The sequence below is a fragment of the Streptomyces sp. NPDC018031 genome (assembly GCF_044327625.1).
In the GTDB taxonomy this organism is placed as follows: Bacteria; Actinomycetota; Actinomycetes; order Streptomycetales; family Streptomycetaceae; genus Streptomyces.
On record NZ_JBIRFT010000004.1, the window covers coordinates 108,327 to 124,998 of the forward strand.

General features: G+C 74.9%; 13 protein-coding genes. 4 read left to right on the forward strand and 9 right to left on the reverse strand.

The features are described from left to right. Positions 1 to 66: 66 nt before the first annotated feature. Together ACH4B3_RS12810 and purD are read right to left on the reverse strand one after the other, a co-directional pair. Positions 67 to 2,001, reverse strand: a complete 1,935-nt coding sequence (locus ACH4B3_RS12810) for a hypothetical protein (RefSeq protein ID WP_398462837.1) — start codon at positions 1,999 to 2,001, stop codon at positions 67 to 69. A gap of 419 nt (positions 2,002 to 2,420) precedes the next feature. After that, positions 2,421 to 3,677, reverse strand: coding sequence for a phosphoribosylamine--glycine ligase (gene purD / locus ACH4B3_RS12815; RefSeq protein WP_398462838.1), 1,257 nt, complete (start codon positions 3,675 to 3,677; stop codon positions 2,421 to 2,423). Between the two features lie 275 nt (positions 3,678 to 3,952). Here purD and ACH4B3_RS12820 point away from each other — a divergent pair, with 275 nt between their 5' ends. After that, positions 3,953 to 4,675 carry an SLATT domain-containing protein gene (locus ACH4B3_RS12820; RefSeq protein ID WP_398463161.1) on the forward strand — a complete coding sequence of 241 codons (723 nt, stop codon included), beginning with the start codon at positions 3,953 to 3,955 and terminating at the stop codon, positions 4,673 to 4,675. Positions 4,676 to 4,810: 135 nt separating this feature from the next. Here ACH4B3_RS12820 and ACH4B3_RS12825 read toward each other — a convergent pair whose 3' ends face one another. The 3 genes from ACH4B3_RS12825 to ACH4B3_RS12835 form a co-directional block, all read right to left on the reverse strand. Beyond that, complete coding sequence (locus tag ACH4B3_RS12825) at positions 4,811 to 5,461, reverse strand: hypothetical protein (protein ID WP_398462839.1); 651 nt, start codon at positions 5,459 to 5,461, stop codon at positions 4,811 to 4,813. A 440-nt stretch (positions 5,462 to 5,901) separates the two neighbouring features. Continuing rightward, positions 5,902 to 6,630: a GntR family transcriptional regulator gene (locus tag ACH4B3_RS12830; protein WP_398462840.1), complete on the reverse strand. Its 729-nt coding sequence runs from the start codon at positions 6,628 to 6,630 to the stop codon at positions 5,902 to 5,904. A gap of 224 nt (positions 6,631 to 6,854) precedes the next feature. Further along, positions 6,855 to 8,219, reverse strand: a complete 1,365-nt coding sequence (locus ACH4B3_RS12835; RefSeq protein WP_398462841.1) for an aspartate aminotransferase family protein — start codon at positions 8,217 to 8,219, stop codon at positions 6,855 to 6,857. Positions 8,220 to 8,428: 209 nt separating this feature from the next. Between ACH4B3_RS12835 and ACH4B3_RS12840 the strand changes: the two genes are divergently transcribed. From ACH4B3_RS12840 to ACH4B3_RS12850, 3 genes are all read left to right on the forward strand, one after another. Continuing rightward, positions 8,429 to 9,064 carry a DJ-1/PfpI family protein gene (locus tag ACH4B3_RS12840; protein WP_398463162.1) on the forward strand — a complete coding sequence of 212 codons (636 nt, stop codon included), beginning with the start codon at positions 8,429 to 8,431 and terminating at the stop codon, positions 9,062 to 9,064. Beyond that, the gene (locus ACH4B3_RS12845; protein ID WP_398462842.1) at positions 9,061 to 9,546 is read left to right on the forward strand and encodes a MarR family winged helix-turn-helix transcriptional regulator; all 486 of its coding nucleotides are present in this window, start codon (positions 9,061 to 9,063) and stop codon (positions 9,544 to 9,546) included. The genes ACH4B3_RS12840 and ACH4B3_RS12845 overlap by 4 nt, the downstream gene beginning before the upstream one ends. A gap of 332 nt (positions 9,547 to 9,878) precedes the next feature. Continuing rightward, on the forward strand, positions 9,879 to 12,641 hold the full coding sequence (locus ACH4B3_RS12850; RefSeq protein WP_398462843.1) for a serine/threonine-protein kinase: 2,763 nt from the start codon (positions 9,879 to 9,881) through the stop codon (positions 12,639 to 12,641). 79 nt (positions 12,642 to 12,720) lie between these two features. On the opposite strand, the gene ACH4B3_RS12855 is transcribed toward ACH4B3_RS12850, so the two are convergent. The 4 genes from ACH4B3_RS12855 to ACH4B3_RS12870 form a co-directional block, all read right to left on the reverse strand. Beyond that, a complete protein-coding gene (locus tag ACH4B3_RS12855) occupies positions 12,721 to 13,656 on the reverse strand; it encodes an AraC family transcriptional regulator (protein ID WP_398462844.1) in 936 nt (311 codons plus the stop codon). A 212-nt stretch (positions 13,657 to 13,868) separates the two neighbouring features. Beyond that, on the reverse strand, positions 13,869 to 14,795 hold the full coding sequence (locus ACH4B3_RS12860) for an NADP-dependent oxidoreductase (protein ID WP_398462845.1): 927 nt from the start codon (positions 14,793 to 14,795) through the stop codon (positions 13,869 to 13,871). 157 nt (positions 14,796 to 14,952) lie between these two features. Next, positions 14,953 to 15,795, reverse strand: coding sequence for a helix-turn-helix domain-containing protein (locus tag ACH4B3_RS12865; RefSeq protein ID WP_398462846.1), 843 nt, complete (start codon positions 15,793 to 15,795; stop codon positions 14,953 to 14,955). Between the two features lie 18 nt (positions 15,796 to 15,813). After that, complete coding sequence (locus tag ACH4B3_RS12870; protein ID WP_398462847.1) at positions 15,814 to 16,566, reverse strand: DUF6879 family protein; 753 nt, start codon at positions 16,564 to 16,566, stop codon at positions 15,814 to 15,816. Positions 16,567 to 16,672 lie beyond the last annotated feature (106 nt).

A 16,672-nucleotide genomic window follows, 5' to 3' on the forward strand; every position in this document is an offset into this window, starting at 1 on the left:
CGCCCGGGCGCGGGGCGGCCGATCCGGCCCCGGCGTGGTTCGGCGGCCCGGTCCGGCCGCGGGTGGTCACACCAGCCGCACCGGCTTCTCGGAGCGGACCCCGGCCTCCCCCAGCCAGGCCCGCAGCGGTGCGGCGTCACCGTCCTCCACCAGGCTCAGGACCGGAACCGCCAGGTCCGCGGCGCGGCGGCCGCCCACCAGCAGCACCGGACCGTCCAGCCAGTCGAGGCCGGGGGTCGCTCCCGCGGTGTCCACGGCGGCGCAGCACACCATCGCCGCCACGTGGTCGGCCAGGAGCTCCCGACCGGTACGGGGCGGCTGGAGCGGTACGAGCGGGGCGAATCCGTCGGTCCATGTCTCGGCCGGGGCATCGCCGGCGGGGACGGGCCCGTCGCCCGGGCCGCCGTTCGCCCCGCCGGGGCCGGCGGCGCGGTCGTGCCCGCCGTCCTGCCCGGCCTCGGCAGGCGCGCCCCGGCCCGCGCCCTCGCGGGCCAGTTCCGCGGTGAGCAGCGCCGCCAGTTCCTCGCCGAGCGCCCCGCCGGGAGCGGAGCGGCTGAACCGGTCCATGACCCGGGAGAGCGTGGGTCCGGCGACGAGCCCGCCGGGCGGCCGGTCACCGTCCGGTTCCTCGCCGAGCAGGGCGCGGGCGGCGAGGTCACCGCGGCCCGGGTCACGTCCGGCGAAGTCGCGCGGCGCCGCGGCGGCGCCGGTCCGGTCGGCCGGGTGCGGGGCCGGCCGCCGTGCCGCGGCGCGGGGCAGCGCGTCGAGCACCCTGAGCAGCCGGGCGGCCTCCAGGCGCCACTTGCGGTCCACCACCTGCTCCGGGTAGTCGTCCCAGCCGACCGGGGCCCACGTCGGCCCGGGCTCCGGAGGACCGCCGTGGAACAGCCGGGCGGCCAGCAGCGAGGTGGCCTCGTCGATCAGACCCGGCTCGTCCAGCAGGTCGCAGGCGGGCCGCTCGCCGAGGCGGGAGGCGAAGCCCTCGGCGAGCCGGTCGCGGCGGGACAGCTCGGTGAGCGCGGCGACCACCCCGGCGTCCAGCCGGGACGGCCAGCGGCCCATCCGCCAGGCCGGCAGCGCGACCCGGGTCAGCAGCCGGTCCCAGCCCGCGTAGGCGAGGCCGACCTGCTCCTGGGCGACGATCCGCAGGCCGTAGTCGACGTTCTGGGCGCGTTCGGAGGCGGCGGCGGCCACCGCGCGCTCCATTTCCTCGGCGTGCCGGCGGCAGCGGCGCAGCAGCAGTCTGGCGGTCCAGCCGATGAAGGCGTCGGCGGGGCGGCGCAGCGCCCGGCCGAGCGAGCGACCGGTGCCCGGGGCGTCCCCGGACGTCACGGCGACCGCGGCGTCGAGTCCGCGGACGAAGCGGCGGGCGGCGGCTATGTCCGGATGGGCGGACGGGCCGGTGCCGGCCACCACCGGGGCGAGCAGCGCGCGCAGCTCGGGGACGCGCATCCACCACAGGAACGGCGACCCGATGACCAGGACCGGGGCCCGGGAGGCCCGTCGCCGCGCGGCCCGCCGGGTGGCCGGCCCGGAACCCGCCGCGCGCCTGGTGGCGGGCTCCGGGTCCGGCCGTGCCGCCCGGTGCGCGCGGTGCGTACGGTCCTCCAGCCAGCTGTCGCAGTCCGGGGTCAGCGCTATGGCGGACGGCGCGGGGACGTCCAGCCGGTCGGCCAGCTCCCGGACCAGCCGGTACAGGTCGGGGGCGGCCTCCTCGGGGATGGACACGGTGGGGCTGAGCGCGGGCCTGGCCCGTACGACGACCGCGGCGACGGTGGCGGCGAGCAGCAGGACCACCACGGCGGTGCCGGTCACCGCCCAGCGCACGGCCGCCCATCCCGCGCCGTCCCCGCCGCCGATCCGCCCGGTGGCGCTGCCGACGAGCAGCACGACCGCGATGGCCGCGGGGAGGAGAGCGACTGCCAGCGCGGTGCCGCGGATGCGCAGCACCGCGAGCGCGCGGGCGCGTGCCGCGTGTGCACCTGCTTCCTGACCTGCCACGAGTCTGACACCCCCTACTGCGCTGCCATGTGGGGACAGCGGACGCCGGCGGCGTTGCTTCGTACTCCCCCCACTGTCACACCGGTCACCGGCACCGCAATGCCGGTGGGCCAGTTGCCGCAGCGCATCTGGGCGGCACCTTAGTTGGGGGCGCGGCCCCCGTCAGCAGGATGGCGAAGGGCTCACTCGATGGAATGGCCTTGCCCGCGCCCGGGCAACCATCGGGGCCACTCGGGCGTGGCAGACGGCTGACGTCGAGCGGCGCGCGGGCGTCCGGACCGGCCCGGCGGGTCCGGCCGGGGCCCGGAGGGGGCGGGCCGAGGGCGGGCCCGGTACCGGTGCGGCCGGCCGGGGCACCGGCCGGCCACCGCCGCCGGTGCCGCCGGATGGGCGGCAGGCGGGCGGCGGCACCCCGCGGATCAGCCGGAGGCGGCCTTCGCCGCGATGTCCGTGCGGTGGTGGGAGCCGGGCAGCGAGATGCGGGAGACCGCGCGGTAGGCCCGGTCACGCGCGGTGGACAGGTCCGGTCCGGTGGCGGTGACCGACAGCACCCGGCCGCCCGCGCTGACCACCTGGCCGCTGTCCGGGTCCCGCCGGGTACCGGCGTGCAGCACGTACGCGGTGGGGGCGTCGGCCTCGGCGACCTCGTCCAGGCCGCTGATCGGGTCGCCGGTGCGGGGGGTGTCCGGGTAGTTGTGCGAGGCGACGACCACCGTCACCGCGGCGCCGTCGCTCCAGCGCAGCGGTGGCTGGGCGGCCAGGTCGCCGGTGGCGGCGGCGAGCAGCACCCCGGCCAGCGGCGTCTTGAGGCGGGCCAGCACCACCTGGGTCTCCGGGTCGCCGAAGCGCGCGTTGAACTCGATCACCCGCACGCCGCGCGAGGTGATCGCCAGGCCCGCGTACAGCAGGCCGGAGAACGGCGTGCCGCGGCGGCGCAGCTCGTCCACGGTGGGCTGCAGAACGGTCTCCAGCACCTCCTCGACCAGCCGCGGGTCGGCCCAGGGCAGCGGGGAGTAGGCGCCCATGCCGCCGGTGTTGGGGCCTTCGTCGGCGTCGTGCGCGCGCTTGAAGTCCTGCGCGGGCTGGAGCGGCACGACCGTCTCCCCGTCGGTGATCGCGAACAGCGACACCTCGGGGCCGTCCAGGAACTCCTCGATGACCACCTGGTCGCAGCCGAGCGCGTGCGCGCGGGCGGCGTCGACGTCACCGGTGACCACGACGCCCTTGCCCGCCGCCAGCCCGTCGTCCTTGACCACGTACGGGGCGCCGAAGGCGTCCAGGGCCTCGTCGATCTCCTCGGGGGTGGCGCAGACGTAGGACCGGGCGGTCGGGACCCCGGCGGCGGCCATCACGTCCTTGGCGAACGCCTTGGAGCCCTCCAGCACGGCCGCCTCGGCGGAGGGGCCGAAGACCGGGATGCCCCGGTCGCGGACCGCGTCGGCGACCCCGGCCACCAGCGGGGCCTCCGGGCCGACCACCACCAGGTCGGCCGCCAGCCCGGCGGCGAGGTCGGCGACGGCGGCGCCGTCGAGGATGTCCACCGGGTGCAGCCGCGCCACCTCCGCGATGCCGGCGTTGCCGGGGGCGCAGTGCAGCTCGGTGACGTCGGGATCGAGGGAGAGGGAGCGGCACAGGGCGTGTTCGCGGGCGCCGCCGCCGATGACGAGGACCTTCACGGTACGCACCCTATTGCCTTGCCGCCGCCGCTTCGCGGCCGGACCGGGAGGACGGTCCGGAGCCGGCGCCGGACGCTGTCCTCTTTCGGGTGAGATTCCGGGTGCGGCCAGAGGTGCTCCTATATACGATCTGCCACCACTTACAGGCGTATTTCCCCGGTTTCCGACGGCATGGCCCACCGTTCGGCGGTAGGAAGGTGGCTCGGGGCCGGCGCGTCGCACCGGTCGCAGCCATCGCAGCCGCAGCAGGGAGCGCACGGGTGAGTCAGCCGGAGATGCAACCCGAGGGACCCCCTCGGCCGGGCCGCGGCGGGAAGCAGGGTGACCTGCTCGGCCGCCCCTTTCCGCTCGGCGACTGGGGCGAACCGGACGAGCGCCTGGCCGAGCTGTACCAGTGGGTGGAGGCCGGGGCGCTGCGGGTGGCGGACTGGTACCTGGTGGACCGGGTGTGGAAGCGGCGCACCGCCTACGCGCTGCGGGTGGGCGCCGGCGCCGGGGCGCTGGTGGGCGCGGCGCTGCCGCTGCTGGACCTCAACCGGGTGCTGGACCGCGGCGCGGGCTGGACCTGCCTGGCCCTGCTGCTGGCGGTGGCGTGCGTGGCGGCCGACCGGTTCTTCGGCCTGACCTCGGGGTGGATGCGGGACGTGGCCACCGCGCAGGCGGTGCACCGGCGGCTGGAGGCGCTGCAGTTCGACTGGGCGGCGGAGAGCGTGCGCGAGGTGCTGGGGCCCGCCGAGGGCACCGCGGGCGAGGCCGCGGAGCGCTGCCTGACGCTGCTGCGGCGGTTCAGCGAGGACGTCGCGGAGCTGGTGCGGCACGAGACGGCGGGGTGGATGGTGGAGTTCCGGTCGGGGTCGGCGCCGCTGTACACCCAGTCGCTGGTGGCGGCCTGGGGGACGCGCCCGGAGATGGGGCTGCCCACCGGACGCTTCCCGCTGCCGCCGGTCACCCGGCCCAACATGCCCCGCCAGCGCCCGCCCGAGCCGCCCCGCTGGTGAGACGAGGGGGCGCTCGGGCGCGCCAGGGGCCGCGGGCGGGGCGGTCGGCGCGCCGACCGGGCGCGGCAGCCGGCGGCGCGGCGGCCGGTGTCCGGGGCGGTCGGCGTCCGGGGCGGTCGGCGTCCGGGGCGGCGGTCAGCTGAACATGATCATCGACCCCTGGCCGAGGCTGCGGGTGGCGGCCGCGTGCAGGCCGAGCCAGACATGGCGTTCCCGCGCGAACGGGGCCGCCTCGTCGGGCACCGGGGCGGCCGGCTCCTCCAGGCTGGTGGGCCGTGCCGGGGGCGCCGGGGCGGCCGGGGGGTTCCCCGGGTCGATGCCCAGCGCGGGTGCCACCGCCTGGAGTTCGCGCAGCAGGCCGTGGCTGGATCCCAGCGGGCCGCCGCCTTCGAGGAGTTCGTCGCTGGAGAGCGGGGCCGGGAAGTCCACCGGGACGTACGCCCCGGCGTGGTCGTAGTGCCAGACCAGGTGGGACTGCTGGGCGGTGCTCTCGAACATCTCCAGCAACTGCTCGTAGTCCCCGCCGAGTTCGTCGACCGGGGTGACCGCGAGCCCGCAGAGGTGGAGCAGGTAGGCGCGCCGCAGCAGGTGCAGCGCGTCGTAGTCGAAGCCCGCGACCGGGGCGACGTCCCCGGAGAGTCCCGGCATGTAGCCGAAGACCGGTACCGGGGGGAGTCCTGCGGCGCTGAGTGCCTTGTCGTAGGCCGAGATCTCCTCGGCGAAGGGGTTGTCGGGGCTGTGGCACAGCACGTCGACGAGCGGGACCAACCAGAGGTCACATGCCACGCGAGCTCACTCTCGTTCCGGAGCGGACGGTGTTCGGCGGGGAGGGACGACGGGCGGCGGGCGGACGGGCGCGCCGGACCGATCGGTCGGCGGGACGGTCGGCGGGCGGGCAGTCGGCGGGCGGCCGGCGCCGGTCGGCGACGGCAGCGTCGGCGAGACGACTCGGACCGCTGGTGGGCGGTGGTCGGGCCAGCGTAGTGCCCTCCGCACGCTCCGCGAAGTGCGCCGACCGGCCCGCTTCCGACTCGTCACCGGTCGCCGGGGATCATCACGGCTCGTGGGCGCTTGCCCCGGTTCGCCGGCCCGGCACATCCCGCGGTCCCGGCGCCCACCGGGGCGGGTCGGAGCAGCCGGGACGGGCCGGGGCCGGCGGGACGGGTCAGCGCCCGTCAGGGCGGGCCGGGTCGCCGGGGACGGGTCAGGCGGTCGCCGGGGACGGGTCAGCCGTCGGCGGGGCCGTCGGCCTCCGCCGGCTGCGCGTCGGTGGGCGCGCCGGCGCCCGCGAGCCGTTCCACCAGCGCGAGCGAGTGCGTGTTGTACTCCGCGATGATGCCCTCCGCCTCGTCCGCGGCGGCCCGGGCCACCGCGTCGGTGAGCCGGCCGTGGTCCGCCCAGAGCAGGCCGGCGAGGTCGGCCACCCGGCGCAGGTAGGGAACGGTGAAGACCCAGCTCTGCACCCGCACCCGTTGCAGGAAGTCGGAGATGTACGGGTTGCCGACCAGGCCGGTCAGTTCGCGCCAGAACCGCAGGTCGTAGCCGATGAGGATGTCCAGGTCGCCGAGCCGGGCGGCGCGCTCGGCCTCCTCGGCCCGGCGCCGCACGGACGCCAGGGCCGGTGCGGGGAAGCCGCTCACCCGCTCCGACGCGGAGCGCCGGAAGATGCCCTCGACGATCAGCGAGCGGGCCTCGACCATGGCGCGGAAGTCGTCGAGGGTGAACTCGTGGACCCGGAAGCCGCGGTGTTCCTCGACGTCCAGCAGCCCCTGCGAGCACAGGTCGATGAGCGCCTCGCGGACCGGGGTCGCCGAGACGCCGTACTGCTCGGCCATCTCCTTGACGGTGAACTGCCGGCCGGCCGGGAGTCTGCCCGAGAGCACCTCGTCGCACAGCGCGTCGGCGATCTGCTGCCGCAGGGTGCTGCGCTTGACCGGGCTGCCGGGCACGGGCATCGACGACCGTCTCCTTAACGCTTCCGCGTGCCGCATCTCACGCGTGGAATTGCCACGGCCGTCGCGGGGAAATGACGACGGCCCTCGCCTCACGATAAGCGAGGGCCGTCGCGGCGAATACGGTGTGGTCTACACCGCTTCGCCCGAGGTCAGCCGAAAACGGCGCCCAGGTCAGGTGGTCCGCGGGGCGGCGCCGGTGGTGCGGTGCCGGGCGCCCGCCCCGGTCAGACGGTGTGCGCGTCGGCGGCGGTGAGCGCCTCGTCCAGGATCGCCAGGCCCTCCTTGGCCTCGGCCTCGGTGACGGTGCACGGCGGGACCACGTGCGTACGGTTCATGTTCACGAACGGCCACAGACCGCGCTCCTTGCAGGCCGCCGCGAACTCGGCCATCGGCCGGTTGTCGGCGCCGGCCGCGTTGTACGGGACCAGGGGCTCCCGGGTGTCGCGGTTCTTCACCAGTTCCACCGCCCAGAAGACGCCGGTGCCGCGCACCTCGCCCACCGAGGGGTGCCGCTCGGCGATCTCCCGCAGCCCGGGGCCGATGACCTTCTCGCCGATCTCGGCGGCGTTCTCCACGATCCGCTCCTCGGCCATCGCGTTGATCGTCGCGACGGCGGAGGCGCAGGCCAGGGGGTGGCCGGAGTAGGTGAGGCCGCCGGGGTAGGGGCGCCGGTCGAAGGTGGCGGCGATCTCGGCGGAGATCGCGACGCCGCCGAGCGGGACGTAGCCGGAGTTGACGCCCTTGGCGAAGGTCAGCAGGTCGGGGGTGACGTCCCAGTGGTCCGCGGCGAACCAGCGGCCGGTGCGGCCGAAGCCCGCCATGACCTCGTCCAGGATGTACACGATGCCGTACCGGTCGCAGATCTCGCGGACCCCGGCCAGGTAGCCGGGCGGCGGCATCATGATCCCGGCGGTTCCGGGCACCGTCTCCAGGATGATCGCCGCGATGGTCTGCGGGCCCTCGAAGGCGATGGTGTCCTCGAGGTGGCGCAGGGCGCGCTCGCACTCCTGCTGTTCGGTCTCCGCGTGGAACGGCGAGCGGTACAGGAAGGGCGCCCAGAAGTGCACCACGCCGGCCGAGGCGGTGTCGGACGCCCAGCGGCGCGGGTCGCCGGTGAGGTTGATGGCGGCGGCGGTGGCCCCGTGGTACGAGCGGTACGCGGACAGCACCTTGGCGCGGCCGGTGTGCAGCCGGGCCATCCGCACCGCGTTCTCCACCGCCTCGGCGCCGCCGTTGGTGAAGAAGATCTTGTCGAGGTCGCCGGGGGTGCGTTCGGCGATCAGCCGGGCGGCCTCGGACCGCACGTCCACCGCGAAGCCGGGCGCCAGGGTGCACAGCTTCGCCGCCTGCTCCTGGATCGCGGCGACGACCTTCGGGTGCTGGTGGCCGATGTTGGTGTTCACCAACTGGCACGAGAAGTCGAGGTAGCGGTTCCCGTCGTAGTCCCAGAAGTAGGAGCCTTCGGCGCCCGCGACGGCGAGCGGGTCGATCAGCCCCTGGGCGGACCAGGAGTGGAAGACGTGCGCGCGGTCGGCGGCCTTGACGGCGGCGCCTGCGGCCGGGTCAGGGGACTGGGGCGTAACGGTCACGGGGTCGCACCTCGATCGCTTGTGGACGGTCCGATCAGCGTACGGAGTCGGTGTGAGCCGCGGGCACCGCCAACCTGTATGGCTTCGCACACGTCGCTGGGCACGGTGTCGGGTCCCGGAGGACGGATATTGACAGCACACTGTCGATACGACAGAATACTGTCATGTGGACGACAGGGTCCACCGAGACAGGCTCCACCGGAGGAACCATGGGACAGCAGCAGCCGACCGTGCACGTGGCCGTCTACGACACGCTCGCCGACTGGGAGATCGGCTACCTCACCGCGTACCTGCGGGACACCGCCGCGCAGCGCCCGCCCCGCACCGGCTTCGCCGTCCGGACGGTCGGCGCCACCACCGACCCGGTGCTCACCATGGGCGGGCTGCGCATCACCCCGGACCTCACGCTCGACGAGCTGACCCCGGAGCGGAGCGCGATGCTGGTCCTGCCCGGCGCCGCCACCTGGGACAGCGGCGACGACAACGCCCCCTTCGCCCGCGCCGCCCGCTCCTTCCTCGACGCGGGCGTCCCGGTCGCGGCCATCTGCGGCGCCACCGCCGGACTCGCCGCCGAGGGACTGCTCGACGACCGGGACCACACCAGCGCGGCGGCCGGCTACCTGGCGGCCACCGGGTACCAGGGCGGCGCGCGGTACCGCGAGGCGGCGGCGGTCACCGACCGCGGCCTGATCACCGCCGGACCGACCGAGCCGATCGCCTTCGCCCGCGAGGTGTTCGCCCAGCTCGACGCGTACGAGCCGGAGGTGCTGGACGCCTGGCACCGGCTGTTCGCCCACTCCGACGCGAGCGCCTTCGAGGTGCTGGCCGCGGCGGCCGGGCGGTGAGCGGCGAGCCGGCCGCGGCGCCCGCGCTGCTCAGCCGCACCGCGCTCGGGGTCTTCCGGCTGAACGGCCAGTTCCTCTCGGTGTCCGAGGAACTGGCCCGCCCGGCCGGGCTCACCGCCGCCCGGTGGCAGGTGCTCGGCGCCGTACTGGTCGAGCCGCTGCCGGTCGCCGGCATCGCCCGGGCCATGGGCATCACCCGGCAGAGCGTCCAGCGGATCGCGGATCTGCTGGTCGCCGACGGACTCGCGGAGTACCGGCCGAACCCCGCGCACCGCCGCGCGAAGCTGCTCGCCCCGACCGGACCGGGGCGGGCGGCGGTGGACCGGATCCGGCCCGGCCACCGGGACTTCGCCGAGCGGCTCTGCCACGCGCTGGGCGGTGAGGCCGAGTTCGAGCGGGTGATGACCGACCTGGAGCGGCTCTCCCGGGCCCTGGACGCGCTGGCCGCCGACCGGCCGGAGCCGGACGGGACCGCCGGGTGACCGCGGGCCGGAACCGGCCCCGGGACGACCGCGGGCCGGAACCGTCCCTGGGATGTCCGCGGGCGGGGCCCGGATGTCCGCGAGCCGGAAAGGGGCCCGGAGTGACCGCGCGGGTGGCCCGGGGGCACCGGCCGGTTCCCCCGCCGGGGCGGCCGGACACCGCCCGAACACCCCGCCGGGTGCCGGAAGCTGAGCCTCCGTTACCAGTTCGCGTCCCGCCGGAACGATCACCGTGGATACGGAACCGATAACGGATCGTTCGCGTCGTCCCCTTCGCTCCCCGCCGCCTCTATTCTCAGGCGAGGGTTGATCAGGGGAAGGGACGTCGACGCATGGAAGACCTGGGGGCCGAGGACCCTCGCTGGATCGGTCAGTACCGGCTGCTCCGACGACTGGGCGCGGGCGGTATGGGCCGGGTGTTCCTGGCTCATTCGGCACGCGGACGTACGGTCGCGGTCAAGCTCGTACAGTCCGAACTGGCGCAACAAGCGGAGTTCCGCCGACGGTTCAAACAGGAGGTCAAGGCAGCACAGCGGGTCGGCGGCGAGTGGACCGCACCGGTGCTGGACGCCGACACCGAGGCCGCCACGCCGTGGGTGGCGACCGGCTACATCGCCGGACCCTCGCTGCACGAGGTGATCGCCCAGGGCGGCCGGCCGCTCCCCGAACGGTCCGTCCGGATCCTCGGCAACGGGCTGACCCGGGCGCTGGAGGACATCCACCGCGCCGGCCTGGTCCACCGCGACCTCAAGCCCTCCAACGTCCTGATCACCATCGACGGCCCGCGCGTCATCGACTTCGGCATCGCTCGCGCGCTGGAGACGGTCACCGACGGCATCCTCACGCGCAGCGGCGCGGTCGTCGGCTCGCCCGGCTTCATGTCGCCCGAGCAGGTGCGCGGCGAGCGGGTCACCCCGGCCAGCGACGTCTTCTGCCTCGGCTCGGTACTCGCCTTCGCGGGGACCGGACGGCAGCCGTTCGGCACCTCGGACAGCGGTGTGCACGCGGTGATGTACCGCATCGCGCAGGAGGAGCCCGACCTGAGGGGGCTGCCCGAAGGGCTGCTCGGACTGGTCCAGGACTGCCTCCGCAAGGCCCCGGAGGAGCGGCCCACGCTGGAGCAGCTGCTGGAGCGCACCGCCGGTGCGGAGGACGAGGAGCCGGGCGAACCGTGGCTCCCCGGCAGCCTGGTCGCCCAGCTGGGCCGGCACGCGGTGGAGCTGCTGGAGGCGGAGTCGCCCGCGGGCCCGGTCGGTGGCCCCGGGGTGCCCGCCCCGCCGTCGGTACGTCCGATGGCCGGGGGCACGGTCCCGCTGCCGCCGACCGTGCCGCCCACCGCCAGCACCCCGCCGGCAGGCCCGGCCACACCACCGCCGCCCAGCACCGGCCCGGCGACACCACCGCCCGGCACCGGCCCGGCGACACCACCGCCGCCGGTGGCACCGCCGGTGCCGACCTCCTTCCCGCTCGCCGGGCCGCAGACGCCTCCGGCCCCGGCCGCCCCCGCGCCGCTTCCCGCCGCTCCCCCGGCCCCAGCCGCGGCTCCGGCCGCCGCCCCGCCGTCGGCACCGGCCACGCCGCCCGCGGCGGCGGCCGCCCCGGCCGTGCCGGGGCCCGGCGCCGGGAACGCACCGGGGACGCCCGGCACCCCGCCGCGCACCCCCGTGACCGAGCCCGCCGCCGCGCGGCAGAGCGCGCCCCCGGAGAAGCCCGCCCCGCCCGGCCGGTCGGACCCCCGGGCGGCGGCCGCGGCACCCGCCCCTGAGCGGGCGGCCGGGCCCGCCGCACCGCCCGCCCGCACACCGGCCGGGGACCCGCGGGGACACGCCGCCGAGCCGCCCGGGACGCCACCCGGTTCCGGCCCGCCGGCGCAGGCCGCCCCGGCGGCACCCGCCGCCACACCGACTGCCCCCACTCCCGCGTCCGCCCCGGCGCCCACTCCGCCGTCCGCACCCGCGCCCGCCGCGCGCCAGGCGCCCGCCGGGGAGACCGCGCCGGTCCCGGCGGTGGGCCCGGCCGCCTTCGGGCCACCGCGGATCACCTCGTTCGACGCCCCGGACCCCACCCCGCCCGGCGGAGCCCCGCTGCCCCGCGGCGGGCACACCCCGCCCGGCGGGTCACCGCCGCCGGACGGCGGCGGGCCGGGCACCCCCGGCGGCCGGAAGCCCCGGCGCGGCCGGCGGATGCTGGTGGTCGCGGCGGCGGCCGTCGCCACCCTGCTCGTCGCGGGGGCGGCCACCTTCGTACTGACCCGCGGCGACGGCGACAAGAAGGACGACACCGCCAAGGGCCCGGACAGCAAGACCTCCAGCCGGCCCGCCGACCGGTCCGCGGACCCCACCCCGAGCCGGTCCGGCTCGTCGTCGCCCTCGCAGAACGCGACCGCTCCGGTCACCACCGGGGATGTCCCGGACGGGTACCTGGGCGCCTGGCAGGGCGAGATCGTGCAGGACGGCTACGACTCCGGCAAGATCATGCGGATCGTGCTCACCCAGGGCACCATCGGCTCCCCGGTCGCCGAGTCGCTGACCTCTTCCGGCGACGCCTTCTGCCAGACGCAGTCCACGCTCAAGACGGTGGACGGGCTGCTGGTGGTCGACGACGGGAGCGAGGTGTCCACCAGCGTTCCCGCGGACGCCTGCAGCTCCGTCGGGGAGCAGACCCTGAACCTGCGTGACGGCAGCATCATCTGGACCGACTCCGACGGCTCGATGGAGGCGACGCTGCGCAAGGCCGAGTCCGGGAACGAGGCCATTCCCGCCGCGTACCTGGGCACCTGGCAGGCCACCGACGCGTTCGGGGTGGACAACGCCACCTACCAGGTGACCATCGAGCAGGGCGCGTTCGGCACCCCGGTGGCCACCACCCTCTGGAAGAGCGACCGCACCAAGTGCGAGGGCACGATGCGGCTGGTCTCGGTCGACGGCGGACTGGTACTGAGCACCGAGGAGATCACCAGGTCGGTACCGGCGGACAAGTGCTCGGCCGTCGGTTCGTACACCTTCACCGCCGACGGTGAGAACAAGCTCCGTATCGAGTACGACGCGGAGGACAGCGACGAACCGCAGCCGATGACCTTCACCCGGCTCCGCTGACCGGACGGACCGCACGACCGGGGCCGCGCCCACCCTCGACAGGGGGGCGCGGCCCCGGCGCGTTCCGCTCCCGCCCTCCTCAGGCCGCCTGGACGAGGCGGCGGTAGCGGCCGGGTGCCTGCCCGTACTCGCGTTTGAACGCCTTGGCGAAGGCGTATTCGGACCCGTACCCGGTCCGGGCGGCGACGGTGGTCAGCGGGGCCTCGGACTCGCGCAGCAGCCTGGCGGCGGTCGTCATGCGCCAGCGGGTCAGATACGCCATGGGCGGTTCGCCGACGAGTGCGGTGAAGCGGCGGGCGAAGGCGGCGCGGGACAGCCCGGCCCGTTCGGCGAGCGACTCGACGGTCCACTGGGCGGCCGGGTCCCGGTGGATGGCGGTCAGGGCGGGGGCGACCGCGGAGTCGCCGAGGGCGGCGGCCCAGCCCCGCGCCGCGGCGGGCGGCTGGTCCTCCAGCCAGGCGCGCAGGATGTACAGGAGCAGCGAGTCGATCAGCGTGGGCACGATGCCGGCCGAGCCGATGCGCGGGTTCTCCAGTTCCGCGCCGAGCAGCTGGACGGCGGCGCTGAGTTCGGGGTGCCGGCCGTGCCGGGTGGCGAGGTGGATGACCTCGGGGAGCTGGCGCACCAGGGGGTGCGGGCGCCCCTGGTCCAGGTGGTAGTTGCCGCACAGCAGGCTGGTGGCGGGGCCGTCGCCGCCGATGGTGACGGTGCCGAGCGGCGAACCGGGGTGGAACTGGTCGGGCCGCTCCACCTCGGCCGGGGTGGCGGGGTGGTCGGCGAGGATGTGACCGCGGCCGTTGCGGAGGAAGACCACGTCACCGGGGCTGAGGGCGATCGGCGTGAGGTCCGGCGAGTCCTCCAGCGGGACCAGCCAGCAGGTGCCGTACAGCACCACGTGGAAGCCGGCTCCGGCGACCGGGGGCAGGCGCAGGCCCCAGGGGGCGCGGCCGTTGGTCCGCACCGACGTGGGGCGTCCGGTCCGCATCGAGCTCAGTGCCTCGGTCAGGATGTCCAACGCCGTCCCCCTTCCCGCGGCTCCCGCCGCGTCCGCACCACTCCGGGCGCCCACCCTACGGAACGCCCCCGTCGGGCGTCCCGTGCCGCAGTCGGCCACCGCACCCCGCGCCGGTGCCGGTGCCGGGTGCGGGCCCGCGCGGCGGCCGGGCGCTCCCCCGTGGCGCCCCGGCCGGGCCCGTCCCACCGTCGCCGTCCGGTCCGCGCCGGGGTTCAGTCGACGGTGAGCACGACCTTGCCCTGCACCTTCCCGGACCCGACCAGTTCGTGCGCCTTGCCCGCTTCGGCCAGCGGGAAGGTCTCGGCGACGTGCGGGCGGAAGCGGCCGGCGTCGACCAGCGCGGCGATCGCCTCCAGCGAGGCGTAGTCCGGCTCCACGGAGATCCCGGCGAAGTGCCGGCCGGCGGCCTCGACCTCGGCGGCCAGCTCCTGGTTCCAGTGCTCCATGATGCTGATGAGGGTGCCGCCGGGGCGCAGCACGGAGAGCGCGCGGGTGCCGTCGGAGTTGGAGTCGAGGACGATGTCGACGTCCCGGACCGTCTCGGTGTAGTCGGTGGTGCGGTAGTCGATGACCTCGTCGGCGCCCAGGCTCCGGACGAAGTCGTGCTTGGCGGCGCTGGCCAGGCCGATCACATGGGCGCCCCGGGCCTTGGCGATCTGCACCGCGAAGTGGCCGACACCGCCGGCCGCGCGGTGGATCAGCACCCGCTGCCCCTCGCCCACCCGGGCGGCGTCGACCAGACCCTGCCACGCGGTGAGGGCGGCGAGCGGGATGGCGGCGGCCTGCACGTGGTCCAGGGCGGCGGGCTTGCGGGCCACCTGGCGGGACGGGACGGCGACGTACTCGGCGTACCCGGTGGCGGCGCGCGGGAAGAACGGCATCCCGAACACCTCGTCCCCCGGCTTGAAGCGGGCGCCGGGACCGGCCTCCTCGACCACCCCGGAGATGTCCCAGCCGACCCCGAACGGCGGCTCGCCGAGCAGCGGGTAGGCGCCGGACCGGACGGCCACGTCCACCGGGTTCACCCCCGCGGCGTGGACCCGTACCAGGACCTCGCCGCCGAGCGGGGCGGGACGGTCGGTCTCGACGACCTCCAGGACCTCGGGGCCGCCGAAGGACTTCTGGGTGACAGCGCGCATGGGGATCTCCCTCGTGGGTGCCGGGTCGACGGTCCGGCCCGGCCGGACCGCCCGTCCCGGGCGGGTGGTTGATGTGCTCAACCCTAGGAAGATCAAACGAGCCGCTGAATATCCTCCAGTCTCCGAAAGATGTCCATCCGTCTCACCCGATCACCGGTTACAGGCTCTGGCGAACGCGGTGGATCACCCGCTGGGCCTCGGGCCCGAACACCGCCGACCGCTCCAGCGTCTCCCAGATCCGCAGGTACGTGGCGACGGTGTCCGCGTCATCGAGCCACAGCTCGGCGTGCCAGTCCTCGGTGATGGCGAGGCGGTTGTCGAGGACGGTGAAGCCGTTGGCCGGCGGGATGCTCAGGGAGGCGGACAGGGGAACGACGCCGAGCGAGACGGTGTCCATCCCGATGACCCCGGAGAGGCGGTCGAGTTGGGCTCGCAGCACCGCCGGTGGACAGATGCGGGCGTGGAGGGCCGCCTCCCACACCAGCAGGTGGAACTTCTTGCCAGGCACGTAGAGCTGCTCCTGGCGCTTCATACGCGCGCGCACCGCGTCCTCGGTATCGCGAGGGGAACTCCGGAGTTCGGCCTGGGCAAGGAAGACGTGACGTGCGTAGTCCGCCGTCTGCACCATGCCGGGAATGACGGCGTTTACCCAGCTCCGAACGACAGTGGCGTCCGTCATGAGCGCATTCCACGTCTCCTGCACGGGGCGATGTCCGGACGCGAGCTGACGTCGCCACGATCGGATGTGGGACTCGAGGCCGTTGAGTCGCGAGAGGAGTTCCCGGGCAGCACCGGGGCAGCCCACCGCTTCCGCCCACAGGCGCAGATCCTCGGCGGTAGCGGTCTGCCGCCCGTTCTCCAGCTTGCTGACCTTTGACTGCGGCCAGCCGAGACGTTCGGCCAGCGCTGAACCGGTGAGCCGACCTTCAGGGCTGGCTTCGCGCAGCTCACGTAGGCGGATGCCCAGCTCCGCGCGCGCCTTCTGAAAATCGGTGCTCACCGGTCCAACGGTAGACGGCTACTTGACCGGAGGCAGCTCTGCCTCGAACGTCTCTCCGGGAACCGCGTGATGCCATGCAGCGTCGCGGACCTGGCAGTACCGCACCACCTCGGCGGGCTCCGTGATCAATTCGACGTCGATCAGGTTGTCGTCGTCATCGAAGTTGAGCAGCGCGACCAGCCGGGAGTCGAAGATCCAGAAGTCCTCGGCGGGCAGGCGGAGTCGGTCGGCGTCGGACCGCCACAGGTTGCGGATGTCCTCGCCCATCGCCCTGTTCCTTTTGGCGGAGAACATCAGGTAGCGTTGTCCGATCGTGGGCGGGTTGTCGACGATACGAACCCGCTCGCACCGCTTTCCCTGCGACACCTGGGAGCTGACCACCTCGAAGAAGGGGTGGTAGTTGGGAAGGGGCGCGGACCCCTTCTCCACGAACTCCCGGTAGTCCGGCGACTCTTCGTCACTTGCGAAGCGACGCCTGGTTTCCAGCCGCCATGCGGTGTGCTCGAACTTCCCGAAAAGGCTTCCGAACTCTTCGAGGTCAGCGGTCCTGGCGGCCCGGGTGGCGCTCTTGGGGGTCCAGTCCACAAGTACCTCGCGAGGTACGACCACGGCCACTTCACCTTCGTTCAGGTGCTGAAGTCGAGCGATGTCGTCAGGGTCGGTGAGCGGCGGGCCGTGCACGATGACCTCGCCCGTGTCCAGGTCTTCATGAACGGACGGGCAACCGTTGATCTCTGACCCCGTCCCGTTGAACCGCAGCCTGCGCGCCATGCGTCCATTCCTCTCACCAGAGAACCGTCCGCTACAGGATCTCCACTCTCCGTAAGAATGTCGACGCATAGCCACCCCTCTCGCGAGAATAGTCGCGAATAGTCTC

Coding starts and splice junctions, on each gene's coding strand:
- ACH4B3_RS12820 (WP_398463161.1), top strand. CDS start 3,953: ATGCAACCCGAGGGACCCCCTCGGCCGGGCCGCGGCGGGAAGCAGGGT.
- ACH4B3_RS12830 (WP_398462840.1), bottom strand. CDS start 6,630: ATGCCCGTGCCCGGCAGCCCGGTCAAGCGCAGCACCCTGCGGCAGCAG.
- ACH4B3_RS12840 (WP_398463162.1), top strand. CDS start 8,429: ATGGGACAGCAGCAGCCGACCGTGCACGTGGCCGTCTACGACACGCTC.
- ACH4B3_RS12850 (WP_398462843.1), top strand. CDS start 9,879: ATGGAAGACCTGGGGGCCGAGGACCCTCGCTGGATCGGTCAGTACCGG.
- ACH4B3_RS12860 (WP_398462845.1), bottom strand. CDS start 14,795: ATGCGCGCTGTCACCCAGAAGTCCTTCGGCGGCCCCGAGGTCCTGGAG.
- ACH4B3_RS12870 (WP_398462847.1), bottom strand. CDS start 16,566: ATGGCGCGCAGGCTGCGGTTCAACGGGACGGGGTCAGAGATCAACGGT.